This window comes from Micromonospora sp. CPCC 206061 (assembly GCF_036906915.1).
Classification (GTDB): Bacteria; Actinomycetota; Actinomycetes; order Mycobacteriales; family Micromonosporaceae; genus Phytohabitans.
Genome location: NZ_JBAKHX010000099.1, coordinates 1 through 24,705 on the forward strand (window position 1 = coordinate 1; position 24,705 = coordinate 24,705).

22 protein-coding genes are annotated in these 24,705 nt (G+C 70.1%); 16 read left to right on the forward strand and 6 right to left on the reverse strand.

Translation table 11 applies throughout. The features are described 5' to 3' along the window. Positions 1-65: 65 nt before the first annotated feature. Positions 66-2,642, reverse strand: a complete 2,577-nt coding sequence (pepN, locus tag V6V89_RS36560) for an aminopeptidase N (protein ID WP_334624249.1) — start codon at positions 2,640-2,642, stop codon at positions 66-68. A gap of 127 nt (positions 2,643-2,769) precedes the next feature. Between pepN and V6V89_RS36565 the strand changes: the two genes are divergently transcribed. From V6V89_RS36565 to V6V89_RS36580, 4 genes are all read left to right on the forward strand, one after another. Then, positions 2,770-3,396 carry a mycothiol-dependent nitroreductase Rv2466c family protein gene (locus tag V6V89_RS36565; protein ID WP_334624227.1) on the forward strand — a complete coding sequence of 209 codons (627 nt, stop codon included), beginning with the start codon at positions 2,770-2,772 and terminating at the stop codon, positions 3,394-3,396. Between the two features lie 92 nt (positions 3,397-3,488). Then, complete coding sequence (locus V6V89_RS36570; protein WP_334624228.1) at positions 3,489-3,683, forward strand: hypothetical protein; 195 nt, start codon at positions 3,489-3,491, stop codon at positions 3,681-3,683. Positions 3,684-3,813: 130 nt separating this feature from the next. Next, positions 3,814-5,010, forward strand: coding sequence for a DUF1015 family protein (locus V6V89_RS36575; RefSeq protein ID WP_334624229.1), 1,197 nt, complete (start codon positions 3,814-3,816; stop codon positions 5,008-5,010). Between the two features lie 20 nt (positions 5,011-5,030). After that, the gene (locus tag V6V89_RS36580; RefSeq protein ID WP_334624230.1) at positions 5,031-5,498 is read left to right on the forward strand and encodes a ribose-5-phosphate isomerase; all 468 of its coding nucleotides are present in this window, start codon (positions 5,031-5,033) and stop codon (positions 5,496-5,498) included. Position 5,499: 1 nt separating this feature from the next. Here the strand turns inward: V6V89_RS36580 and V6V89_RS36585 are convergent, their stop codons facing one another. Both V6V89_RS36585 and V6V89_RS36590 read right to left on the reverse strand, forming a co-directional pair. Next, complete coding sequence (locus tag V6V89_RS36585) at positions 5,500-5,793, reverse strand: hypothetical protein (RefSeq protein WP_334624231.1); 294 nt, start codon at positions 5,791-5,793, stop codon at positions 5,500-5,502. 21 nt (positions 5,794-5,814) lie between these two features. Further along, positions 5,815-7,038: a GNAT family N-acetyltransferase gene (locus tag V6V89_RS36590; protein WP_334624232.1), complete on the reverse strand. Its 1,224-nt coding sequence runs from the start codon at positions 7,036-7,038 to the stop codon at positions 5,815-5,817. A 453-nt stretch (positions 7,039-7,491) separates the two neighbouring features. Here V6V89_RS36590 and V6V89_RS36595 point away from each other — a divergent pair, with 453 nt between their 5' ends. The 10 genes from V6V89_RS36595 (at position 7,492) to V6V89_RS36640 (ending at position 17,486) form a co-directional block, all read left to right on the forward strand. Further along, complete coding sequence (locus V6V89_RS36595) at positions 7,492-8,025, forward strand: hypothetical protein (RefSeq protein ID WP_334624233.1); 534 nt, start codon at positions 7,492-7,494, stop codon at positions 8,023-8,025. Between the two features lies 1 nt (position 8,026). Further along, the gene (locus tag V6V89_RS36600) at positions 8,027-8,563 is read left to right on the forward strand and encodes a DUF6886 family protein (RefSeq protein WP_334624234.1); all 537 of its coding nucleotides are present in this window, start codon (positions 8,027-8,029) and stop codon (positions 8,561-8,563) included. Between the two features lie 131 nt (positions 8,564-8,694). Continuing rightward, positions 8,695-10,071, forward strand: coding sequence for a cytochrome P450 (locus V6V89_RS36605; protein WP_334624235.1), 1,377 nt, complete (start codon positions 8,695-8,697; stop codon positions 10,069-10,071). Next, positions 10,071-10,952, forward strand: a complete 882-nt coding sequence (locus tag V6V89_RS36610) for a terpene synthase family protein (protein ID WP_334624237.1) — start codon at positions 10,071-10,073, stop codon at positions 10,950-10,952. Before V6V89_RS36605 ends, V6V89_RS36610 begins: the two co-directional genes overlap by 1 nt. 241 nt (positions 10,953-11,193) lie before the next feature. Further along, positions 11,194-12,852, forward strand: coding sequence for a prenyltransferase/squalene oxidase repeat-containing protein (locus V6V89_RS36615; RefSeq protein WP_334624238.1), 1,659 nt, complete (start codon positions 11,194-11,196; stop codon positions 12,850-12,852). Between the two features lie 52 nt (positions 12,853-12,904). Next, positions 12,905-15,316, forward strand: coding sequence for a nitrate- and nitrite sensing domain-containing protein (locus V6V89_RS36620; RefSeq protein WP_334624239.1), 2,412 nt, complete (start codon positions 12,905-12,907; stop codon positions 15,314-15,316). Positions 15,317-15,330: 14 nt separating this feature from the next. Continuing rightward, complete coding sequence (locus V6V89_RS36625) at positions 15,331-15,753, forward strand: roadblock/LC7 domain-containing protein (protein WP_334624240.1); 423 nt, start codon at positions 15,331-15,333, stop codon at positions 15,751-15,753. Positions 15,754-15,759: 6 nt separating this feature from the next. Then, positions 15,760-16,146 (forward strand): DUF742 domain-containing protein, encoded by a 387-nt coding sequence (locus V6V89_RS36630; protein WP_334624241.1) that lies wholly within the window; start codon positions 15,760-15,762, stop codon positions 16,144-16,146. Further along, complete coding sequence (locus tag V6V89_RS36635) at positions 16,127-16,720, forward strand: GTP-binding protein (protein ID WP_334624242.1); 594 nt, start codon at positions 16,127-16,129, stop codon at positions 16,718-16,720. The genes V6V89_RS36630 and V6V89_RS36635 overlap by 20 nt, the downstream gene beginning before the upstream one ends. A gap of 106 nt (positions 16,721-16,826) precedes the next feature. After that, positions 16,827-17,486, forward strand: coding sequence for an MOSC domain-containing protein (locus tag V6V89_RS36640; protein WP_334624244.1), 660 nt, complete (start codon positions 16,827-16,829; stop codon positions 17,484-17,486). Here the strand turns inward: V6V89_RS36640 and V6V89_RS36645 are convergent. Then, positions 17,474-18,040 (reverse strand): pyridoxamine 5'-phosphate oxidase family protein, encoded by a 567-nt coding sequence (locus V6V89_RS36645; protein WP_334624250.1) that lies wholly within the window; start codon positions 18,038-18,040, stop codon positions 17,474-17,476. The genes V6V89_RS36640 and V6V89_RS36645 overlap by 13 nt on opposite strands. 231 nt (positions 18,041-18,271) lie before the next feature. Between V6V89_RS36645 and V6V89_RS36650 the strand changes: the two genes are divergently transcribed. Further along, positions 18,272-19,297, forward strand: coding sequence for a LacI family DNA-binding transcriptional regulator (locus V6V89_RS36650; protein WP_334624245.1), 1,026 nt, complete (start codon positions 18,272-18,274; stop codon positions 19,295-19,297). On the opposite strand, the gene V6V89_RS36655 is transcribed toward V6V89_RS36650, so the two are convergent. Continuing rightward, positions 19,298-20,689, reverse strand: a complete 1,392-nt coding sequence (locus V6V89_RS36655) for an endo-1,4-beta-xylanase (protein ID WP_334624246.1) — start codon at positions 20,687-20,689, stop codon at positions 19,298-19,300. A gap of 19 nt (positions 20,690-20,708) precedes the next feature. Further along, positions 20,709-23,762 carry an endo-1,4-beta-xylanase gene (locus V6V89_RS36660; RefSeq protein ID WP_334624247.1) on the reverse strand — a complete coding sequence of 1,018 codons (3,054 nt, stop codon included), beginning with the start codon at positions 23,760-23,762 and terminating at the stop codon, positions 20,709-20,711. A gap of 322 nt (positions 23,763-24,084) precedes the next feature. On the opposite strand from V6V89_RS36660, the gene V6V89_RS36665 reads away from it, so the two are divergent. Then, positions 24,085-24,705: RICIN domain-containing protein (locus V6V89_RS36665; protein WP_334624248.1), on the forward strand; the 621-nt coding region annotated here is incomplete at its 3' end.

Sequence of the window (24,705 nt, forward strand, 5' to 3'; positions counted from 1 at the left end):
GGCGGGGCGCGGCGCGCGGCGCGGTGGGCGCGGGGGGCGGTGGGCGCGCGGCGCGGGGGCGGGCGCTAGGTGGCTGACGCGTCGCGGAGGCGGGCGCGGAGGGCGCGGACTATGCCGTCCTTGCCCTCGGCTACCAGGCGGCGCAGTGGTGCTGGGTGGCCCTCCTGGGTCAGCCACGCCTCGGTCGCCGCCACCGTCGCCTCGCTGACCTGGTACGCCGGGTAGGCGAGCATCACGAACTCCTGCGCCGGCTCGCTGTCGCGCTTGGCCCAAACCGGACCGACCGCCTCGAAGTACGGCTCGATGTACTGCGCGGTCAGCTGGGTCTGGGTCGGGTGCTGGAAGCCCTGTAGCAGCGCCCGGTGCTCCCAGTTCGGCAGGGCCGTGTCGCTGACCAGCCGGCGCCACACCTCGGCCTTGCTGCCGGCCTCGGGCAGGAGAGCACGGGCGAACGTGGCCTCCCGCTCGCCGCTGGCGGTGCGGTCGGACGCCAGCTCGGCCTCGATCTCATCCGGCCCCACGAAACCCTTGGCGGCCAGCGATTGCAGCACCGACCAGCGCAGCTCGGTGTCGATCGAGAGCCCGTCGGGGACGCCGGCGCCGTCGAGCCAGCCGCGCAGCACCGCGAGGTCGGACTCCGAGCGGGCGGCGGACGAGTACGCGCGGGCCCAGGCGAGCTGGAAGCCGCTGCCCGGCTCGGCGGCACCGAGAGAGGAGCGTGCCACGTCGGCGAGCGCGGCCCAGCCGGTGGGTGCCCATGCCGGGTCGGCGTAGAACGCCAGGGTGCTCGCGCCCTGCCGGAGGGTGGCGGTGACGAGGTTGATGTCGCGCTCGGCGGGCAGCCCGGCGGTGACCAGGGCGACGTAGTCGCGGGCGGCGAGCTCGGCGTCGCGGACCATGTCCCAGGCGGCGGCCCAGCACAGCGCCCGGGACAGCGACGACTCGAACCCGGCGATGTGCTGCACGACGTTCGCCATCGATCGCTCGTCGAGGCGCAGCTTGGCGTATGTGAGGTCGTCGTCGTTGAGCAGCAGCACGTCGGCGGCGCGAACACCGGTCAGCTGGGGCAGCGGGGTGCGCTCGCCGGTGACGTCGACCTCCAGCCGCTCACGCCGCACCAGCCGGTCACCGTCGATGTCGTAGAGGCCCACGCCGATGCGGTGCGTGCGCAGCACCGGGTACTCCGCGGGTGCCTCCTGAAGCACGGCGACCGCCTCGTACGTGCCGTCCGGGCCGATGGCTAGGTCGGGGCGCAGCGTGTTGACCTGTGCGGTCTCCAGCCACTGGGCGGCGAACTTGCGCAGCTCGCGGCCGGACGCCACCTCCAGCTCGGAGAGCAGGTCGTCGAAGGTGGCGTTGCCCCAGGCGTGCCGGGCGAAGTAGGAGCGCAGCCCGGCGAGGAACGGGTCGATGCCGACGTACGCCACGAGCTGCTTGAGCACGCTGGCGCCCTTGGCGTAGGTGATGCCGTCGAAGTTGACCTCGACGGCCTCCAGGTCGGGCATCTCGCAGTACACCGGGTGGGTGGAGGAGAGCTGGTCCTGCCGGTAGCCCCAGTTTTTGCGGACGGACAGGAACGTGGTCCAGGCGTCGGTGAACCGGGTGGCGTTGGTGTTGCACCAGTGGCTGGCCCACTCGGCGAACGACTCGTTGAGCCACAGGTCGTTCCACCAGCGCATGGTCACGAGGTTGCCGAACCACATGTGCGCCAGCTCGTGCAGGATCGTGTTGGCCCGCTGCTCGTACTCGAAGTCGGTGACCTGCGAGCGGAAGATGTAGTGCGCCTCGGCGTGGGTGACGCAGCCGAAGTTTTCCATCGCGCCGGCGTTGAAATCGGGCACCCACAGCTGGTCGTACTTGGGCAGCGGGTATCGCACGCCGAACTGCTCGTGGAAGAAGTCGAAGCCCTGCTTGGTGACGGTGAGGATGTCGTCGGCGTCGAGGTAGCGAGCCATGGAGGCGCGGCAGTAGACGCCGAGGTCGATGCCGTCGTGGCTGTCGCGCACCTCGTGGTACGGCCCGGCGCACAGCGCGGTGATGTAGGTGCTCATCCGCACGGACTGCCCGAAGTGGACGATCTTGAGATCGTTGTCGGGGATGTCGTCGACGCGAATGACCGGGGAGTTCGAGACGACGGCCCAGTGCGCCGGCACGGTCGCGTGCCAGATGTAAACGCTCTTGAGGTCGGGCTGGTCGAAGCAGGCGTACACCCGCTGCGCGTCGGCCGTCTCGAACTGGCTGTAGAGGTACACCTCCTTGTCGACGGGGTCGACGCTGCGGTGCAGCCCCTGGCCGCTCGCCGAATAGGAGAAGTCGGCGTCGACGACGAGGGTGTTGTCGGCGGCGAGGGCGGTGAGCGTGAGCCCGCGCTCGGCGGACCACTCGGAGATGTCGACCGGGGCGCCGTTGAGCGTCGCGGAGCGCACGGACTGCGCGGCGACCTCGATGAACGTGCTGGCCCCGGGCTCGGATGATCGGAAAGTCACCGCTGTGGTGGAGCGGAACGTCTGACTGCCGGAGATCGCCCCTGACAGATCAAGGGTGATGTCGTATCCGGTCACGTCGAGCAGGCGGGCGCGTTCGGCCGCCTCGACCTGGGTCAGGTTGCGTACTCCGGCCACTGTGGGATCTCCATCCAGCATTTCCGCCGGCCGTTCCCGTCGACGGCCCTCCTCAGAGTCTTCCATGTCAAGCTCGAAAAACCGGGGGTGGCCCAGGTCACCGTCGTATCGCGATGCCGGAGCGCGGTGGGCGGAGCAGGATTGACACATGGTTGAACGTTCATCGGTAGATATGTGGTTCGATCCCATCTGCCCGTGGGCCTGGCTCACGTCCCGCTGGCTGCTCGAAGTCGAGCGAGTCCGCCCCATCGACGTCAACTTCCACGTGATGAGTCTTTCGGTGCTCAACGAGGGCCGTGACCTGCCGGAGAAGTACCACGATCTGATGAAAACCGGCTGGGCGCCGGTGCGGATCTGCGTCGCGGCCGAGCAGAAGTACGGTCCCCAGGTGCTGCGCCCGCTGTACACGGCTCTGGGCACCCGCATCCATCCGCGCGGCGAGGAGCGCGGGCCGGAGCTCTACCGGGCGGCGCTCGCCGACGCCGGCCTCGACACGGCGCTCGCCGAGGCCGGCAACTCGACCGAGTTCGACGACGCGCTGCGCGCCAGCCACGACGCCGGCATGAAGCCGGTGGGCATGGACGTCGGTACGCCGGTGATCCACGCGCCCGGCCCGGTCGACGGCCAGAAGATCGCCTTCTTCGGCCCGGTTGTCACGCCGGCGCCCAAGGGTGAGGCGGCCGGACGGCTGTGGGACGGCGTGCTGCTGGTCGCCGGCACGCCTGGTTTCTACGAGATCAAGCGGACTCGCGACGAGCGTCCGGTATTCGACTGACCGGTCGCGTGACGGCCTGCCGACACTCTCGTTGCGCAGGGTGGAGGCCCCGGCCACGCTGGGGCTGAAACCTCACGCGGGGAGGCAAGGCCATGCCCATTTTCGAAGACGAGCCGGACCGGGAAGACGCCGACGCGAGCGTCTACTGGTCCGTGGATGACTGCCGCTGGGAGAGCGTCGAGCCGGCCCTGCCAGACGACCTCGTCGACCTGCTCGCGCCGCCCATTGTGGTGGGCGCTGTGCTTGTTGGCGCTCGCTCCGCGAGCGCGGGCCCCGCAGCCTCGTAGGCGCCGTCCTCCCTCGCGCCGCGCACCGACTTCGTCGGCGCGCCGCTGAGTCCAGACGCCGCCGCTCCAGGGCCGCGCTGACCTAGGGTGTCGGCGGTCACACCGACCAGCGACGGTACCGTCACGCAGTATGACGATCGTGCATCCGATCGCCCGGGCCTGGATCACCACCGGCGGCACCGGCGCGCAAAACTACGACGAGTTCGCCGATGAAGCCGAGATCACCGCGATCATCGCCGACAACCCGCACAGTGCCCTGGCCGTCGAGATGCCGCACCGGGCACCGGAGAGCATCGGCCGGTCCTTCCGCGACTGCCTGCCCGACGCGGTCCGCCGGCTGATCGAGGCGAAGGCCGACGGCAGCTACACCCCTGCCGAGCAGGTCGTCGTGCTCTACCGGATCAGCGCGCCGGGCGAAGAGCCGGCGTACGGCTTCTTCGCCATGGTCGACACCGAGCAGATCTCGACCAGCGCCGACGAGCCCGGCTTGGTGATCCGCAACGAAGACGTCTTCATCGAGAAGGTCCGGGAGCGGGTGGCGCTCGCCGAGGCGACCGGGCACCTGCTCTCACCGGTACTGCTGCTGCAGACCGGCTCGGGCGACGCGCTGCACGCGGCCCTGGAGTCGGCGGCGGAGCAGGCCGGCGCGCCGGCCGCGACCGACCTCGACCAGGCCGGTCGCACGCACGCGATCTGGCTGGTCGGCCCGGGCCGGGTGCAAGACGAGCTGTGCGCCCTCGCCAGCGGCGGCGAGCTGGTGGTCGCGGACGGCAACCACCGGAGCCTGGCCGCGCAGACGGGCGGCCTGCCCCGCTTCCTCGCGGTGGTCACCACGCCCGACTCGGTCACGATCCAGCCCTACAACCGGCTGGTCAGCGAGCTGACCGTGCCGCTGCCAGAGCTGCTCGACCGGCTCCGTGCCGCGGGCGCGGAGGTCCGCGCCGTGCCGGCCCCGCCGTCGGTCCCGGCCGCCGGCGGCACGATTCACCTGTACGCCGGTGGCGAGGCGCACGCGGTCGCGCTGCCGCCAACCCCCGGTGCGGCCGCCGTCGACAACCTCGATCACGCGCTGGTGGAGCGGGTGCTGCTGCGCGACGCGCTGGGGCTCGACCCGGGCGACAAGCGGATCACGTACGTGGGCGGCGACTACCCGGCCGAGTGGCTTGCGGGCGAGGTCGACACCGGCCATGCCGAGCTGGCGGTGCTCGTCGCGCCGGTGACCGTCGACGACTTCGTATCGGTCAACCTGGCCCGCCTCAAGCTGCCGCGTAAGAGCACGTGGTTCACGCCGAAGGCCCGCGGCGGCCTGGTGCTGGCCCAGCTTTGATCGCCTGACAGACTGCCCTCATGCGCGTCTACCTGGGAGCCGACCACGCCGGCTACGAGCTGAAGGTGCACCTGGTCAACTACTTGGCCAAGCAGGGCTACGAGGTGGTTGACGTCGGGCCCCGCGAGTTCGATCCCGACGACGACTACCCGGCGTTCTGCCTGCACGCGGGCGCCGGTGTGGTCGGTGACCCGGGCAGCCTGGGCGTGGTGATCGGCGGCTCCGGCAACGGTGAGCAGATCGCCGCCAACAAGGTGGCCGGCGTCCGGGCCGCGCTGGCGTGGAACCCGGAGGTCGCCCAGCTCGCCCGAGAGCACAACGACGCCAACGTGGTGGCGATCGGCGCCCGCCAGCACACGATCGACGAGGCGACCGCGATGGTCGAGGCGTTTCTGACCACCGAATTCTCCGGCAACGAGCGGCACGCCCGGCGGATCGCGCAGGTGGGCGACTACGAAAAGACCGGGGAGCTCCCCCCGCTGCCGTAGCTCAGCGCGGCGGCACCCAGTTACGCCGGACGATCACCAGCCGCTCCTCGGCCTCGGCCAGGTCGGCGTCGGTGGGGCGGGCGGCGTCTCGGGCCCGCATCGCGGCGCTCGTACCGACCTGCGACGAGCCGGATCCGACCAGGCCCCGCAGCCCGCGCTCGGCTTCCCGATCCTCGGGCCCGACGCGGGCGGGCGGGGCCGGCGGGCTTTCCGGCTCAGCGATCTCCGCGGTCGTGGCGGTCGGCACGCCCGCGCTGTCTCGCCGCAACCGCCTGCGCCGCCGCTCACCCTCCATCCTGCGACCGTACCAACTCCGCTAAAAAACCTCGGGGCTCGCCGGTGCGCGGTGCCATCCGAAGGCCAGGCTCGCGGGCGCCAGTGCGCCCGCCGTCAGCTCGCGGATGTGGCCGGCTGCCGCCAGGGCGGACAGGGTCGTGCCGCCCAGGTACGCGGCTCCCAGGTCGCGGACGTCGCAGGCCAGGTCGGCAGGGTCTTCGCTGCGGGTACAGGACGCGGGGCGGTCCGGGGCGGCGGTGAGGCGCCAGCGGCCGGCGTTCTCCGGCAGCAGCTCGTCGGTCACCTCGAAGACCACGTCAACCGGTGCCACATACCGCCGGGCGGCCAGCGCCCCGCTCACGTCGATCACGCGCACCCACAGGCTGTCGGTGAACCGCGCGTTGAGCCGGCGCGGGTCGCTGGCCAGGTGCAGCAGCGGCTCGTCGACCGCCGCGAAGCCGAAGTTCACCGTCCGGGTCAGGTCGATGCCGAACAGGAAGCGCCAAAGCGCCAGGTACGCGTCCAGGTTGGCGGCGGCCACCTCGCGCACCATGACCTCGCCGTTCGGGTTGCTGCCACCGGTCCACGAGCCGCGGGTGCGCCACAACGCGTATCCGTCGACCCCGCCGATGCCCTCGTGCACCACCGCGCGCAGCTCAGTGTTGCCTGCCCGATGCCAGGCCGAGTCGCCAAGCACGTACGCCCAGGTCGCCTCCGGACGGCTGGACCAGCCGGGCCGTTCGGCGCGCACCTGGTCGTACACCTTGGCCAGCTCTGGTTGCAGCGCGGCCGGCGTGCCGGCGCGGAGCCTGGCCGGCGAGGTGGCCGCCGGCAGCCGGAGCTCAGTGGACTCGACGGCCAGCTCCAGCCGGTACGCCGCCTGCCCGTAGCCGAAGCGCCCGTAGATGCGGCTCTCGCTGGCCCACAGCACCGCGATCGGCTCGGACACGTCGCGCAGCTGCTGGCGCATCATCCGGTTGAGCAGGCCGCGGCGCCGGTGCGTCGGCGCGACCCCGACCATCGTGACGTGCGCGGCGGGCACCACGTTTCCGGGGACCGCCAGGTCGCGGGTGAAGGCGGCGGCGTGGCCGACGATCGTGTCGCCGTCGGTGGTGACCAGCGCGCGCTCCGGTTCCCAGATGGCGCGGTCGAGGTCGCTGGCCTCCTGGTCCATGGTGCTGTGGAACGCGGAGAAGAGCAGGGTCGAGATCGTGTTCCAGTCGTCGGGAGTGCCGACGCGGATCGGCAGTTCAATCTCGGTCATGCGCCACCTCCCGCAGCCGCCACAAAGCGGAGGGAGCGCAGCGACTGGAGCGACTGGCGGCTACAGGGAGGATTCCAGGCGCATGACCCGCGCGAGCGCAGGCGAGCGCCAGTTAGCAGGGTCATGCGCCACCTCCCGCAGCCGCCACAAAGCGAAGGGAGCTGTGAGGGCGCGCCGCCCGCAGCCGCCTCAAAGCGGAGGGAGCGCAGCGACCGCAGCGACTGGCGGCTACAGGGCGGGTTTCGGCGCCCGAGCCGCCCGCGCGGAGGGCGGGCCAGGATTGCAGCGACCGCAGCGACTGGCGGCTACAGGGAGGCTTCGGGGCGCATGACCCGCGCGAGCGGAGGCGAGCGCCAACTAACTCGGTCATCCGTTCTGTGTAGCCGATCCGCCACGGGTCGGCGACTGGTTTCACGGGTAGCTACTCTCGCAGATGGAGGGGAGGAGTCAGAAGTGACGGACCAGACGCAGCCGTGGGCCGAGCGCACGGTCGACATGCCGCCGCAGACGGTGGAGATGCGCCCGCAGACGCACCCATACCAGCGGGGTGTCGCGCAGGTCACGCCCCGGACCAGCCAGCCCGCCGCGCCACACGAGCCAACCGGCACCGGCTGGCCAGAGCCAGAGCCGGAGCCGTACGCGCCGCAAGGGTTCAACACGCGGCAGCTCAAGCGCGGCGGCGAGTGGAGCGTGCTCGGCGGTCTGTGGGCGTTCGTGTGTTGGGGCATCTGGGCCATCTCCACGCGCGGTGACCTGCTCAGCCCGGTGGTGACCTTCGTGCTGACGCTGTGCGTCGCGGTCGGCCTCTTCGCGCTGGCCCGCACGGTCGGCCGGCTGGTGCTGGAGCGGCAGTTCGGCCGGGTGCGGCGCAGCGCCCGCGGTGCCCACCTGCTCACCGGCTTGTTCCTGACCGGCGTAGGCTTCGCCTACCTGCGCCAGACCGAATGGGTCATGGACGCCTGGAACTGGGTTCGAGGGCTCTTCTAAGGTGCGGCCGGGGCCGGGCGAGGTCCTGCACTTCTCCGAAGACTCGACCATCGAGCGGTTCGCGCCGCACGTCGCCGCTACCGCAGCGCAGTCGGAGGCGTACGTCTGGGCGGTAGGCGCCGAGCGCTGCCCCGACTACTGGTTCCCCCGGCAGTGCCCGCGAGCGATGGCCTGGGTCACCCTAACGACGACCGTCGCCGACCGCGAACGGATCATCGGCGCCGGGTCCGGCACACGCGTCCATGCCATCGAGTACAGCTGGTTGCCGGCCTTGCGATCGGTGCGCCTTTACGCGTATCGGCTGCCGGCGGCGCAGTTTCGGCCGATCGGTTCGCCGGTGTCGCACGCCCTGGTGACGACCGAGCCGGTGACGCCGCTGGGCCCGCCCGAGCCGGTCGGCGACCTGTTGGCGCTCCACGAGGAGGCTGGCATCCAGTTACGCGTTCTTGACAATCTGTGGCCGTTCTGGGATTGCGTGATCATAAGCACGCTCGGTTTCAGCGGGATTCGTCTGCGTAACGCGAAGCCTCGTATGTGACCCTTCGCATCTTTCCAAGTGCAATTTGTCTGTTGTTGGGCCTGCCGATCAATCAGCTTGGGGGTGCAGCGCGAATTGATCGCGATGGGTAACAGTTGATGTTCACACAGTGAACAGGGGGGCATACCGTCATGTCTTCTGGCGTAGTCGCGCAACGGGGCAAGGCGCGCCGGATACCTATTCACCGCACCCTTCCGCGGTTCGTCACCAACCCGTACGCCGTGCTCGACGAGGTGGGCCGGGAGGCGGGCGGCGAAGTGGTGCGCCTCGAGCTCGGCCTGTTCCGCCCGTACCTGCTGACCCACCCGGACCACGTGCAGCGCGTCCTGCGCGACAACTCCGACAACTACATTCGCGGCGGCCGGTTCTGGCGGCCACTGCGGCACCTGTTCGGAGACGGGATCCTCGGCGAGGACGGCAACGGCTGGGAGCACAGCCGCAAGACCCTCCAGCCGAGCTTCACCCGCAAATACCTGGACTCCCTGCTCGTCCGGATCGGGGAGGCGGTCCACGCGGCGGTCGAGGAGCTGGATGGGGCGGCACTCTCCGGCGTACCGCTGGATGTCGGCGAGGAGATGCGGCGGATCGTCTCCCGGACCGCGGTTGAGGTGCTGTTCGCAGATCAGATCTCGGCCGCGGACGCGCGGCGGGTCGTGGAAGCGGTGGACACCATCGGCACCTCCGTGGTGCTGCGGATGTCTCTCGGAGTCGCCGCCAAGTCGGTCCCGGTACCCGGCGACAGAGCCTATTGGCGTGCGGTCCGCACGGTCGACGAGGTGATGGTGCCGCTCGTGCGCCAGGCGCAACGAGGGCCGACCGACGGCACCGACATCCTCGCGATCCTCTCCCGGGCACGAGGCGAGGACGGCGGCGAGCTGACCGACGCGCAGGTCCGCGACGACATCGTGGCCATGTTCGTCACGGCGAACGAGACAACCTCGGTGATGCTGACCTGGCTGTGGCCGGTGCTCCAGGCGCATCCGGAGGTGGCGCAGCGCCTCTACGACGAGGTCGACCGCGTGGTGGGCGGGCGACCGATCCAGCACGCCGAGGTGGCCGAGCTGAACTACACCCAGGCGGTTCTGGACGAGTTACTCCGGCTGTACCCGGCGGCCTGGATCTTCACCCGGCTGGTGCGGCGCGCTGATGTCGTGGGCGGCGTCCCGATCAAGGGCGGGTCGACGGTGCTCCTGAGCCCGTACATCACGCACAAGCTGCCGCAGTTCTGGGACCGCGCCGGCGACTTCGACCCCGAACGCTTCCTCGCCAGTCGCCGGGCCCGGCTGCACAGGTATGCCTACTTCCCCTTCGGTGGCGGCCCGCACCAGTGCATCGGCAAGTACTTCTACCAGCTCAAGGCTCAGGTGATCGTGGCGACCATCCTGAGCCGGTACCGGCCGACGCTGGACGGCGGCGGGATTCCGAGGCCGGCGGTCGCCGCCTCGCTGCGGCCCGGCCGCCGGATCGAGATGACGCTGTCGCCGGTGGAGCGCCGGCTGGCCGCCTGATGGAGGCGGAGATCGCGGCACCGCCCCTGGCGGTCGAGAGTGGGCGGATCTGCGCCGTAGCGGGCCAGACGCAGCGCCAGATGCGGTCCTGGGCGGCCGCCTACCCCGGCCTGTACTCGGCGAAGGCGTTCGACCCGGCGCTGTACAGCACCCTCGCCCTGGCGACGGCGTTCAGCGGCCCGTGGCTGGACGCCAGCCACCAGCGGATGGCCAACCGGGTGACGCTGTGGTGCTTCGGGCTCGACTGGCTGGTCGACTACGTCGCGACCTCACCGGGCGAGGCGCGCGGAGTCGCCTACCGGTGCCTGGCCGTCGCCGGCGGAGCGGCACCTCCGGAGGGCGACGAGCTCACCGCCTTCCTGGCCGACATCCGCGACGAGCTGGCGACGGCCGAGGCGCACGGCGTCCTCGGTGAGGTGTGGCGCGACGAGCTGCGCCGGATGCTCGCCGCGATGGTCCGCGAGTGCGAGTGGAAGGCCGGATCGGCGGCCATGCCGACGTTCGAGGAGTACCTCGGCAACGCGGACAACCTGGGCTTCTCGTTCGTGTTCGCGGCGCACTGGGCGGCCACCGAGCCGGTGCCGGCGCCTGAGGACATCATCGCGACACGTGCGGCGAGTTGGGCGGTCCAGCGGGTGATCCGCCTCCTCAACGACCTCGCGACGTACGAGCGGGACGTGAGCTGGGGTGACCTCAACGCGCTGATGCTCGGCGTCGACCGGGCAGAGGTCGGCGAGCGGGTGACCGCCCTCGCCGGCGCGGCACGCGATCTGATCCGGCCACTGCGCGGCGGGCAGCCGCGAGTCGCCGGCTACCTGGAGCGGCAGATGGAGTTCTGCATGGGCTTCTACGGCGTCACCGACTACTGGGGCAGCCTGTGACCGAGCTAGCTGGCGCTCGCTGCGCTCGCGCGGGTCATGCGCCCTTCATGCCTCCCTGTAGCCGCCAGTCGCTACGGTCGCTGCGATGCTGGCCCGCGCTGCGCGCGGGCGGTTCGGGCGCTGTAAGCCTCCCTGTAGCCGCCAGTCGCTTCGGTCGCTGCGCTCCCTGCGCTTTGTGGCGGCTGCGGGCGGCGCGCCCTCACGGCTCCCTGCGCTTGGTGGCGGCTGCGGGAGGCGGCGCATGACCGAGGACGGTGTCGATGTCGAGGCAGCGGCCCGGGAGCTGGTCATCGACCTCATGGTGGAGCCGCGCGGCCAGGTGTCGCCGTCGGTGTACGAGACGGGCCGGGTGGTGACCCACGCGCCCTGGCTGGTGGGCCACGCGGCCCGCCTGCGGTACCTTTCGACGGCGCAGCGACCGGACGGTGGCTGGGGCGGCCCCGACGGGTACGCGCTCGCGCCGACCCTCAGCGCCGTCGAGGCGTTGCTGGCGACGCTGCGCCGGTACGACGCGGGAGCCGAGCGGGTGGTGCCGCCGGACCGGCTGCTCAAGGCCGCCGACCGCGGGCTCGCCATGCTCGCCGGCCGCGCGTGGGGACAGGGCGCGCTGTCCACTCCGGACATGCCGGCGGTCGACCTGATCGTCCCGGCACTGACCGTCGCGGTCAACCGCCACCTCGACCGGCTCGCAGCCGAGCCGCTCGAAGGGCTCGACCAGTGGACGGGCCGCCGGCTCGCGCTTCCGTCCGGAATGGACTACCGGCGGCTCGACGCCGTGCGGGCACTGCTGCGGGGCGGCGGCCAGGTGCCGACGAAGCTGCTGCACGCCCTGGAGGTGGCCGCCGACCTCGCGTCCGGGGCGCCGGGGATCAGCCCGCTGCCCTTCGGCACCATCGGCGCCTCGCCGGCCGCCACCGCCGCCTGGCTCGGCACCGCCCAGCCACCCGACCCGTACGACCCCGCCCGGCGGTACCTGGAGAGCGTCGCCCGGCAGCAGCGGGGTCCGGTGCCGTGTGCCGCCCCGATCACGGTCTTCGAGCGGGCGTGGGCGCTGGGGTGGCTCGCGCAGGCCGGGGTGCCGATGACCGTGCCGGACGCGTTGCTGCTCAGCCTGCGTGCGGCCACCCGCCCCGGTGGCACGCCGGCCGGGCCGGGGCTGCCGTCCGATGCGGACACGACGTCGGTGGCGCTGTACGCGCTCGGCCTGCTGGGTGTCCCGTACGAGCCGCGCAGCCTGTGGGCGTACGAGACCGACAGCCATTTCTGCACGTGGCAGGGGGAGGACGGGGAATCGGTCACGGTCAACGCGCACGTGCTGGAGGCGTTCGGGCAGCATCTCGCGACGGGTGGCGGGGGAGCCGGCCAACGGTATGTGACGGCGATGAGCAAGGTGACCCTCTGGCTTTGTGAGCGGCAGCTGCCCGACGGCCGCTGGTTCGACCGGTGGCACGCTTCGCCGTACTACGCGACCGCCTGCTGCACGCTGGCGCTGGACCGTTTCGGTGCCGGGCACGCGGCCGCAGGTGCCGTGGACCGGGCCGTCAAATGGGTGTTGGGCACTCAGCGCGCCGATGGGTCCTGGGGGAGCCGGAACGGTACGGCAGAGGAAACCGCGTACGCCATGCGAATTTTGCTTACCCGATTCGCCGCACCCGTTGATCATGCTGTGCGGCGTGGCTATTCGTATCTGCGCTGGTCCATTCGTGCGCACCCCGGGCACCGGTTGACCGATCCGCCACAGTGGCACGACAAGGATCTCTATTTACCGATACTTATCGTCCGATCAGCGGTGCTCGCGGCGCTTTACCAGGCGCAACGCCGTCTCGGTGGCGATGCGGTGCGAAAAATGTCCGATGTGGACAACGGCGAAGGCTTGAGAGGCGCCAGCGCGCGTTGCTAATGTGCGCGGGGTTGTCGAAAGCCTGCCCTTCACCCTCGTTGGGACCGATGCGATGAGATTCCGCAGCTCAAACGTGCGGACCAAGATCGTTGCACTACTGCTGTCGCTGTTTGCGCTGTGGGTATTCGCCGCGTACGTGACGTTGCGCGAAGGGGTCAACCTGCTGTCGGTCAGCACCCTCGACAGCAACGTGGCTCAACACACCGACCTGTTGATCCCCGACCTGCAACAGGAGCGCTTCCTGTCGCTGGCCTACCTGGCCGATCCCGACGCGCGGCGCCGCGAGCAGCTCGACGCCGCGCGCGCACGCGTCGACGTCAACCGGGCGGCCTTCGAGAAGACCGGCCGCGGCGCTGCGGTGCGCGCGGTCGCCAGCGACGAGCTGGAGCGGCGGATCGACGGCGTCTACGCCGCCCTCGATCGCCTCGGCCCCAGCCGGGAGGCCATCGACCGCCGTGGCATCGACCGCGAACAGGCCGCGACCACGTTCACCGGGGCGATCGGCTCGATCCTCTACGCGTACGACTCGCTCGCCACGCTCGACGACAAGGAGCTGGCCGGCGACGTCCGCACGCTGATCGAGCTGGTCCGGGCGCGTGAGGTCATCGCTCAGGAGCAGGCGCTGGTCGCCGGCGTCCTGACGGTGGGCAAGTTCTCCCAGGTGGAGCACGAGCGGTTCGTCCAGCTGGTCGGCGCGCACCGCTTCTATTCGGAACTGGCCGCCGGCTCGCTGCCGGCCGAAGACCGCGTGCGGTACGACGAGATGGTCGACGGCACGGCGTACCGCACTTTCCGCGGGCTCGAAGAGCGACTGATCCGCAACGGTCGGGCGGCCACGCCGCCTGTGAGCGCCTCGGAGTGGGAGTCGGCGACCGCTCCCGTCCTCGCCGAGTACCAGGACGTGATCATCTCCGGCGGTGACGCGCTCCTGGAGCGGGTCACGCCCAGCGCGATCTGGGTCTTCGTCCGGCTGGTACTCGCAGGTGGTCTCGGGCTCGTCGCCCTCATCGCGTCGATCGTCATGTCGATCACCACCGCTCGTGCCATCCTCGCGCAGCTCGAGCGGCTGCGGATCGCCGCCTCCGATCTCGCCAACAAGCGGCTCCCCGGCGTCGTGGAGCGGCTGAGGCAGGGCGAAAAGGTCGACGTCGCGGCCGAGGCGCCACCACTCACGTTCGGCAGCGACGAGATCGGGCAGGTCGGCCAGGCGATCAACGCGGTGCAGGAGACCGCGATCCGGGTCGCCGTCGAGCAAGCCGAGCTGCGCAACGGCGTCCGCGACCTGTTCCTCGGCCTCGCGCGCCGCAACCAGGCCCTGGTGCACCGGCAGCTCACCGTGCTCGACGAGATCGAGCGGCGCGAAAACGACCCGCAGGAGCTGTCGGAACTGTTCAAGGTGGACCACCTCGCCACCCGTATGCGGCGCAACGCGGAAAACCTGATCGTGCTCTCCGGCTCGGTGCCGGGCCGCCGGTGGCGCAACCCGGTGCCGTTCGTCGACGTGGTGCGCGGTGCGGTCGCCGAGGTCGAGGACTACACCCGCGTGTCGGTGCTGCCGATCGACGCGGCTTCGCTGGCCGGTCGCGCGGTCAGCGACGTGATCCACCTGCTCGCGGAGCTGATCGAGAACGCGGCATCGTTCTCCCCGCCGTACACGATGGTCAACGTCGGTGGGCAGAAGGTCGCGAACGGGTTCGTGGTGGAGATCGAAGACCGCGGCCTCGGCATGAAGGACGACGAGCTGGTGTCGGCCAACGAGCTCGTGCGCAACCCGCCTGAGTTCAACCTGTCGAGCACCGCCCGCCTCGGCCTCTTCGTGGTCGGCCGGCTCGCCGAGCGGCACAGCATCGACGTCAAGCTGCGCAGGTCGCCGTACGGGGGCACGACCGCGATCGTCCTGATCCCCAGTGCGCTGGTGGTCAGCGACCAGGAGGCCGGTGCGCCGGTGACCGCCGAGCCGGTGCCGTCGTCGCCACCGGCACCGATAGCGGTCGGTGCGGGCAAGCGCGACGACGCCGAGACGCAGTCGCTGCCCGTGGTCGAAAAGCGGCCCGAGCTCGACCGGCGCCCCCGGGCCTACCAGCCGCTGCGGGCCGCTCCGCCGCCGGTCGAGCAGGTCGAGCCGCCACCGCGAGCACCCCAGGCGCCGCCGCCGGCCCAGCCGGCCGCACCACCCGCCGAGGAGCCGCCCAGGCTGACGCCGTCCGGGCTGCCGTGGCGGGTGCGCCAAGCGAGCCTCGCCGCGCCCCTGCGCGAGGAGCCGCCGGCGCAGGCGGAGCCGGCCGACGGGCTCGGCCGTAGCCCCGACGAGACCCGCGACATGATGGCGTCATACCAGGCCGCCACGAGGCGCGGGCGCGAAGCCGCGCGGCGGTTGAGCGCGGCGACCCCGGAGGAGGAGACCGCTGGCGCGCCGCCGGCGGAGCCGCCGACCTCCGCTGGGCCAGAAACTCCTGAACGGTAGAAAGAGGACATTAAGTGGCGCAGACCACAAGTTCCGCCAGCGACCTGGCGTGGTTGCTGGATGATCTGGTCGATCGGGTCGCAGAGGTCAAGCAGGCTGTCGTCCTGTCGGCCGACGGCTTGCTGATCGCGGCGTCACGGGGGCTCAACAGAGAGGACGCCGACCATCTCGCGGCGGTGGCATCCGGCTTCCAGAGCCTGGCTCGGGGCGCCGGGCGGCAGTTCCGCGGCGGCAACGTGCGCCAGACGATCATCGAGATGGACACGATGTTTCTCTTCGTGACCGCCGCCGGGCAGCGCGCCAACCTGGCAGTGATCGGCTCCGACGACGCCGACGTGGGCCTCGTGGCCTACGAGATGGCCATGCTCGTCACCCGGGTGGGCCAGTACCTGACCACGCCAACGCGATCGAGCGTTATACAGACCGACGGCAGGTGATCCGGCATGGCTTCCGCTGAAGACCGAAGAGAAGACGTCTGGCACGACGAAGACGCCGGGCCAGTGGTGCGTCCGTACGCGATGACCCGCGGGCGGACGCAGCCGGCGCGCGGCGAATTCGACCTGATCTCCCTCGTGGTGGCGACCCGGTCGATCCCGTCCGTCGCGGCGGGTCTTCAGCCGGAGCACGTCACGATCATGAGGTTGTGCCAGCGTCCGCTCTCGGTTGCCGAGGTCGCGGCCCACCTCAACCTGCCCCTGGGCATTGTCCGTGTACTTCTAGGCGACCTGCTCGACAAGGGCTACATCCTGGCGCGCGAGCCGCAGCCAGCCTCGCACATGCCCCCAGAGCGCATCTTCAAGGCGGTGATCAATGGGCTCCGGTCCCTCTGACGTGTCGAGCGGCGCGGCGTTGCCGATGGCGATCAAGGTGCTGATCGCGGGCGGCTTCGGCGTGGGCAAGACGACGCTGGTCGGCGCCGTCAGCGAGATCCGCCCGATGCGCACCGAGGAGATCATCACCGAGGCCAGCGTCGGCGTCGACGACACGTCGGGCATCGAAGCGAAGACCACCACCACGGTCGCCATGGACTTCGGGCGCATCACCATCAACGACGAGGTCGTGCTGTACCTGTTCGGCACCCCCGGGCAGGACCGGTTCTGGTTCGTGTGGGACGAGCTGTCGATGGGTGCGGTGGGCGCCGTGGTGCTCGCCGACACCCGCCGGCTGGCGGCGAGCTTCCCGTCGATCGACTACTTCGAGCGCCGGGGTACCCCGTTCATCGTGGCCGTCAACTGCTTCGACGACGCACCCCGGTACCAGAGCGAAGACGTCAAGCTGGCGCTCAACCTCGATCCCGACGTGCCGCTCGTGCTCTGCGACGCCCGCCTGCCCACATCGGGCCGTGAGGTTCTCATCACACTCATGGAGCACGCGATGAGAAAGGCCGAGCCGGCGCTGAGCTGACGCATTAAGGAAGCCGGCGTCCACGGGGGAAGACGCCGGCTTCACCACAAGCATACGGGTGAATACGCGTTCGCGCGCGCCCGCTGGGCGCGCTTAGGCTCGACGCGTGGCAGAAGTTCTCTCGGTCAACCTCGCGGTCCCGCGCCCCAACCCCGCCAAGGACGTCGGCGTAACCGGCATCGACAAGCACCCGGTGAGGGGCAAGGTGCTGGTGAGTGTCCCTGGGGCGAGGAAGGGACCCAGCGGCCTCGCCGGCGACACGATCTATGACACCGCCCACCACGGCGGTGACGACCAGGCGGTGTACGCGTACGCCCGCGAGGACCTCGATCACTGGGCGACTGAGCTGGGGCGCGAGCTGCGCGGCGGTGTCTTCGGGGAAAACCTCACCACGCGCGGGCTCGACGTGACCGGTGCGCTGATCGGCGAGCGATGGCGGGTCGGCGACGAGGTCGTGCTGGAGGTCGCCGACCCGCGTACGCCGTGCGGCACCTTCGCGAACTGGATGGCCGAGCGGGGCTGGATCAAGCGGTTCACCGCCCACGCCGCACCCGGCGCGTACCTGCGGGTGATCACGCCGGGCGAGATCCAGGCCGGCGACCCCATCACGGTGGTGAGCCGGCCGGACCACGACGTGACGATCGGGGTCACGTTCCGGGCGCTGACCACCGAGCCGGATCTCCTGCCACGGCTGCTGGCGGCCGACGCACTGCCCGTGGCGGTCAAGGCCAGGGTGAGGCGCCGGATCGAAGGTCAGCCGGCGTAGAGCTTCTTCGCGTACTCCGGGCCGTAGTACCGCTCCAACTCCTCGATCGAGGCGCCCGTCGGCTCCATGCTGTGGGAAAGCCGAGCCCGGGTGGGCAGCGCGTCCGGGTCCCATGTCGCCGGGTTCCAGAGATCAGACCGCAGGAACGCCTTCGAGCAGTGGAAGAAGATCTCGTCGATGTCGACCACGAGGGCCAGCCGCGGCCGGTGTCCCTTGACGATCATCTGGTCGAAGAAGTCCGCCTCGCGGACCAGCCGGGCCCGCCCGTTGATGCGCAGCGTGTCGCCGCGGCCGGGCACCAGGTAGATCAGGCCGACGTGCGGGTTGGCGAGGACGTTGCGAAACCCGTCGACCCGCCGGTTGCCCGGGCGGTCGGGGATGGCGATGGTGGTGTCGTCGAGTACGAACGTGAAGCCGGGCGGATCGCCCTTGGGAGACACGTCGCAGGTCCCGTCGGCGCCGGCGGTCGCGATCAGGCAGAACGGTGATTGTGCCAGCCATTCGCGGTCGTGCTCGTGCAGGCTCGGGCGCTCCTTGTTGGCCGCCCTCGGCATCACTTCGCCGACAAGTTCGCGCAGCTCCGCTTCAGTCGTAATCTCGATCACGAACTCAACCCTACGCGGGCACAGCTCGCGTGATCACCTTAGAAAACGCGGTCACCATCCGGCTGCGGGTCAGGGTCAGCAGTACGCACGGGTTCCTCTTCCGTTTCCGTCGCCATTAAGGACGGCGGTACGGCCCTCACGGTTGACTGAGCGGCGCCGAGGATTCCATAGACTGCCGTCATGGATGGGTCGGACGAGGGCAGCGCCCGACCGTTGACGATCGCGGCGGTCGCGAAGGCGGCGGGCGTCTCGGTCCCCACGGTGTCGCGCGTGCTCAACGGCGAAGCCGATGTTTCAGCGGCCACTCGCGAGCGGATCGAGGCGGTCATCCGCGCGGGCGGATACCGGCGGCAGGAGCGCGACTACCACGCGAGCCTGATTGAGCTGGTCTTTCACGAACTGATCGGGCCGTGGGCGATCCCGACGATCCGCGGGGTCGAACAGGTCGCCACCGACCACGAGATGTCGGTCGTCCTGTCGGAGCTGCGCGGCCGGCACAGCCCGCGCGACGACTGGGTTCGGCACGTGCTGGTCCGCCGCCCGGCCGGCGTCATCTCGGTGTTCTGCCAGCTCAATGCGGCGCAGCGGCGGCAGCTCGGTGCCCGCAACATCGCCGTCGTGGTGATCGACCCGACCGATCGGCCCGCCGCGTCCACGCCCGTGGTCGCCGCGGCGAACAGGCAGGGTGGCGCGATCGCGACCGAGCACCTGCTCTCACTCGGGCACCGCAACATCGCGTTGATCAACGGTCCGGAGCGGATCTGGTGCTGCCAGGAGCGCGAGGCCGGATACCGGGACGCGATGGCGGCAGCCGGTGTGGCGGTCGATCCAAGGCTGGTCCGGTACGGCAACCTGCACGTCGACGAAGGCCACCGGATTGGCGCCGAGATTTTGGCGTTGCCGGACCGGCCGACCGCCATTTTCGCCGGCAACGACCTACAGGCGATGGGCGTGTACCAGGCGGCGCGGGAGGCGCGGCTGCGGATACCGGAAGACCTGAGTGTGGTCGGGTTCGACGACGTGCCGGTGGCCGGCTGGATGGGGCCAGCCCTGACCACGGTGCGGCAGCCGCTGACCGACATGGGCGTGGCCGCCGCCGGCATGCTGCTGGCACTCGCGAGCGGCGACAAGCCCGCGCCGGCGCGGGTGGAGCTGCCGACCACACTCGTGGTCCGGGGCAGCACCACCCACGCCATGCCTACATGATCATGTGATGCCGCAGGTCAGGCTCGCTGGGGCGGGATTCGATCCGGTCCATGAGGCGACGAAACCGAACGACGTCGAGGCGCCCGGAGCGAGAGCCCCGTTGTAGGGGGCGTTCCGGACCGCGACGTTGGCCGAGGTCTGCGTCACCGAGCCGTTCCACAGGTTGGTGATGACCTGGCCGGCGCCGAACGACCAGCGCACCGCCCAGGCGTTCATGGCGGACGTGCCGGTGTTGCGTACCGTCACGCTCCCCTGGAAGCCGCCGGTCCATTGACTGACGATCTGGTACGTGGCGGCGCACGCGCCGGGTCCGCTGGTCGGTGTCGTGGTCGGCGAGGTGGGCGGCGGGGTCGTGGGCGTCGTGGTGCCGGCGAGTGCGTCGTGTATTGCCGTGTACGCGGGCTTCTTGTTGAGGTTCTCGTCGTAGGGCAGGGCCGCACCCTGGCCCGGGAAGACCGACGGGATCCACGAGTACTTGTCGGTGTAGTCCCAGACCGTGATGCCGACGCAGCGGGTCACCGCCAGGCAGGCGTTGACCACCGCGCGGTAGTCGTTGGCCTGCTGGGCGTCCTTCGCGGCGTCGCGGGGCAGGTTCATCCGGATGTCCAGCTCGGTGATGGCGACGTCGACGCCGAGGTTGGCGAAGCGCTGGATGTTCTGCTGGATCGAGCTGGGCACCTGCCCGAGGATCAGATGCGCCTGCATCCCCACGCCGTCGATCGGCACGCCCTGCGCCTTGAACTGCTGCACCATGGCGTACACGGCGTCGCTCTTCGCGCCGAGGCCCTCGATGTTGTAGTCGTTGTAGTACAGCTTGGCCGTGGGATCGGCGGCCCGCGCGGCGCGGAACGCCTCGGCGATGTAGCTGTCGCCGATGTTTCGCTGGAACACCGACTGCCGCCGGGTGCCATTCTCCTCAAAGGCCTCGTTGACCACGTCCCAGTGGATGAGCTGACCCTGGAAGTGGCCGGCCACATTGGTGACATGGTTCCGCATGACACCGAGCAACTGGTTTGCCGGGACGCTGTCGACCCAGCTTGGATACTGGCTGTGCCAGACCAGGGTGTGCCCGCGCACCGACTGGTTGTTCGACCGGGCGAGGCTCACGACGGTATCGGCTTGGCCATAGCTGAACTGGCCCTGCTGCGGCTCGGTGTACTGCCACTTCATCGTGTTGCCGGGTGTGATCTGGTTGAACTCGCTGCTCAGGATCGACACGTACGGCGCGTCGGTCAGCTCCGGGTTGTCGGTGGCCGAGCCGAAGTACTTGCCACGCGCCGCGGCGTGCTGCCCAAGCGTCGCGGACGCGCTGGCGATATTTGGTACCGCGATCGCGGCACCGAGGGCGAGGAACGCGGCCACGCCGATCGTGAGTGGTACACGAGGTCTCATGGGACTCCTCTCTCGTGGCTCAGCGGGTGAGGCGGGCAACACCCCAGCGGGATGTGTCCACGTAGGAGCGGCCGGTGGGGTCATGCCAGGTGCTGGCGGCTGTGCGGGCGCCGCCCGTGGCGTCGTTGACCTGAAGGTCGAAACCGACCAGGCTGCCGCCCGCCAAAGTGACCGTGTCGAGCTCGATGGCCGCCTCGACGACGTACCCGCCCGGCACCGACCGCGTGGCGCTGCTCAGGTTGCCGGCGATCGCGTACCCGCCGAAGTTGCTGGTCAGCGTCTGCTTGTTGGTGAAGCTGATCCGGTACTGGCCGTCGTCGTCGTTGTATCCGGTGTTCTTCGAGTTGTCGGGATCCACGAAGATCTCGATGGAGTCCTGCTCCCAGGTGTTGGGGCTGGACTCGTCGAGCACCGGGTCGGTGACGGTGGCGAAGACGTACAGGTGCCGGTCGTCCCACAGCAGCTTGGCCGTGGCGGTCGCACCGTCCGTGCCGGACACCCGCACGTTCGTGGTGATCTGGCGGGCACGGGACCACGCCGCTTCCGCCACCCCATCGACTGTGGGTGTGCCGCGCCTGACGTCCACGGTGGACACCGCCGGCAGGAGCGTGGCCTCACCGGGCTGCCAATGTGCCTGCGTGCCCGTGGCCGCATCACCCACCACGATGCCGACCGGCAGCTTGGCTCCGGCAGCCACAGTGGAGCTCAGCGGGATGCCCGCCTCCACGCGGTACCCGCCGTCGATCGGCTTGGCGTGCGCCTTGAAGCCATTCGCGTGGGTACCCCCGCGCTGGATCCGGTAGGCGGTGCCGCCGACCGACACCGTGACGGTGTCCGTCTTGTTGACGGTGGCGTCAGCGACCTCGGCGAGCACGTAGAGCGTGCACGCGTCCCAGGCGAGCTGGAACGTGGCGCCCAGCCCGCTGGCGGAGTTCACGTCGACCGCGGTGCCGGCCAGCAGGTCCCACGACAGGTCCCTCTTGCCGTCCACTGTGGGCTTCGCGGCCGCCGCGTTCACCTTGCGGGTCACTGCGGGCAGTCGAGATGGGTCGACCATTCCCCAGTACGCGGGCTTGGCCTGCAGGTCGTCGTCGAAGGCCAGCGGCCAGTCGTTGCGCGGGAATGGGAAGGTATCCAGCCAGGTGCCGTCGTCGCTCGTGCCCCAGATGGTGACCGAGTTGAGCGTGCCCCGGTGCCGCCGGAACATGTCGAACAGGTCGCGGTAGCGCAGGCCCTGTATGGCAAGCGTCTTAGCCGGTACGGACGTGTACGACTCGACGAAGTTGGTGTAGATGCTCACGTCGAGCTCGGTGACCTGCTGCTCGACGCCCAGCGTGGCGAACTGCTGGAACGTCTTCTCGATCTCGGCGACCCGCTGCCGCTCGATGTTCATGTGCAGCTGGTGGCCGACGCCGTCGATCGGCACGCCCTCGGCGCGCAACTGCTTGACCACGTTGGAGAGCGCCACACGCTTGCGCGGGTACTCGGTGTTGTAGTCGTTGATGTAGAGCTTGGCGTCCGGCGCCACCTCGCGGGCCACCCGGAAGGCGGTGCGCAGGTAGTCCAGGCCGGCGATCTCGAACCACCGGCTGCGGCGCAGCCCGTCCGGCTGAGCTTCGTCGATCACCTCGTTGGCCACGTCCCAGGCGCTGATCTTTCCGGTGTACCTGCCGGCGACCGCGCGGACGTGGCTGTCGACGCGGCGCAGCAGCAGCGCCTTGTCTTCCGCGCTGTTGGTCAGCGGCGTGCCGTCGGGGCGCTGGAACACCCAGGCCGGGGTCTGCTGGTGCCAGATGAGCGTATGTCCGCGTACCGTCGCGCCGTTGGCCTCCGCTGTGGCGACGACGATGTCGGCGTCGGCGAAGTTGAACTGGCCCTCCTGCGGCTCGGTGGCGTCCCATTTCATCGTGTTGCCGGGCGTGAGCGAGTTGAAGTGCTTCGCGATCAGCTTGCCCTTTTCGCTGAACCGGTCGTTCGGCGTGAACGCGGTGCCGATGAGGAAGTCGTCGGCGTAGACGTCTTTCAGCGACGGGATGTCGGTCTGGATCGGCTTCGGCGCCAGGTACTTCATCTCGAAGTCGTCGAGATAGAACGACGCGGTGCCGCTGGTGCTCTCCAGGTACAAGGTGAGGAATTCGACGTCGTGGGCCAGCGTGTAGTTGACGGAGATCTGCTTCCAGCCGTCGGCGGTCACCCCGTCGGCGCCTGCGAGCTGCTGGTACGTCGGCGTGCCCCCGGTGCGCCGTTCGAGGCTGAGACGCAGGTTCGTGGCGGGCTGGCCGGGTGCCATCTTCACCCACACCGAGAACGCGTACTTCTTGCCCAGGCCCATCCGGCCCAGCATGTTGTAGGCCGGCCCGGTCCAGGTCTGGGTGCGGCCGCTCGTGAGCAGGCTGCGGGTGCCGCCGTACGCGTCGGCGTCGGTCACGGACATCGTCTCGGAGCCGATCCGCGGCGCCCAGCCCTGCGTCGTACCCGACTCGAAGTCGGTGGTCACGCCGGCCTCGTCCGGTGGTCCGCCGGGCGGTCCCTCGATCATCGTCACGGTGACGTCGTCGAGGAGGAAGGACGCGGTGGCGTCCGCGCTCTCCAGGTAGAGCTGGAGCTCCGAGACCTCGCCGCTGTACCGGTACTCGCCGCGCAGCGAAACCCAGCCGTCGGCCGATACCGTCCCGCCGCTCACCCGCTCGAACGTGGTCGAGCCGCCCGCGGGTGTGCGCTGCACGGTCATCTGCACCGACGCCGCCGGTGCGCCGGGAGCCATCCGCACGTACGCCTCGACGGCGTACGTCGCGTCGGCCAGCAGCACATCGTGCACGTCGCGACCGGGTCCCTGCCAGGTGGCGGTGCGGTTGGTGGTGGCGAGGCTCTGGGTGCCGCCGTGCGCGTCGGCGGTGGTGGCGGCGATGGCCGCCGAACCGCGAGCGAACCAGCCCTGCGCGGTCCCGTCTTCGAACGTGGAGGTGAGGACCACCTCCGGTGCCGCGGCGGCGGCCATCGGCGCGACGGCTACCGCGGACGCCGCGAGGCCGAGCAGGCCGGCGGCGGCTACGAGAATCCTGCGGTGTCTCATGTATCTGGCCTTTCGCGACCAAAAGTTTCGGCGCTGGTCCGATAAATTCTGGATAGTGTGGCGCACGCTACGGGCCGGTGAACAGCCGGTCAAGAGCGTGTTTTCGTGGCTTTGAACGTTTCGAGAAGTTTCCGGTACTCAGCGCCGCGCGAGCGCAGCCAGCGAGCGATACGTCGATGCCCTGAGGTGGATGGTAGCGCTCCCATCGTGCTGTACGGCCATCTCGCTTGGCGGTACAGTGCTGGTGACGCCATCGCTGGTGATAGATGGCGTTCTTCGCCGGGCATTCACCGCCATCGACCCCTACCTGGGAGTGTGTCGAATGCCCCGCGGTACCCCCACGCGCCTGCGGCGCCTCGCCCTCGCCATGCCACCCCTCGTGGTGGCCGCCCTCCTGCCAGTCCTGGCGACCGCCACCCCGGCCTCCGCCGAGGTCACCTTCACCACCACCGCGATCAACCAGTCCGCCAACCTCTGCGCCGAGGTGCCGGGCGGCGCGTCCACCAGCGCCCTCGTGCTCACGCAGGCCGCCTGTGGCGCCGGCGCGCGCCAGACGTTCACGTTCACACCGATCGCCGGGGTGGCCAACACCTACTCCATCGGCACGCTGACCAGCGGTAGCTGCGTCGACATCTTCGGCGCGTCCACAGCGGACAACGCGACCGTCATCCAGTACGCCTGCCACAGCAACAACAACCAGCGGTTCCGGCTCCAGGCCGTGACCATCAGCGGCCAGACCAACACGTTCAACGTGATCGCCGTGCACTCCAACAAGTGCGTCGGCTACGCCAGCGACAACCGGCTCGTGCAGCTGCCTTGCTCTACGGCTACCGCGCGGGTGTGGCGGCTGCCGGGGTACACCAACGGCGGCGGCACCACGCGCACGTTTACGAATCCGTTGAAGGTGCGTGGTCCGGATCCGTGGTTGCAGTATTACGATGGT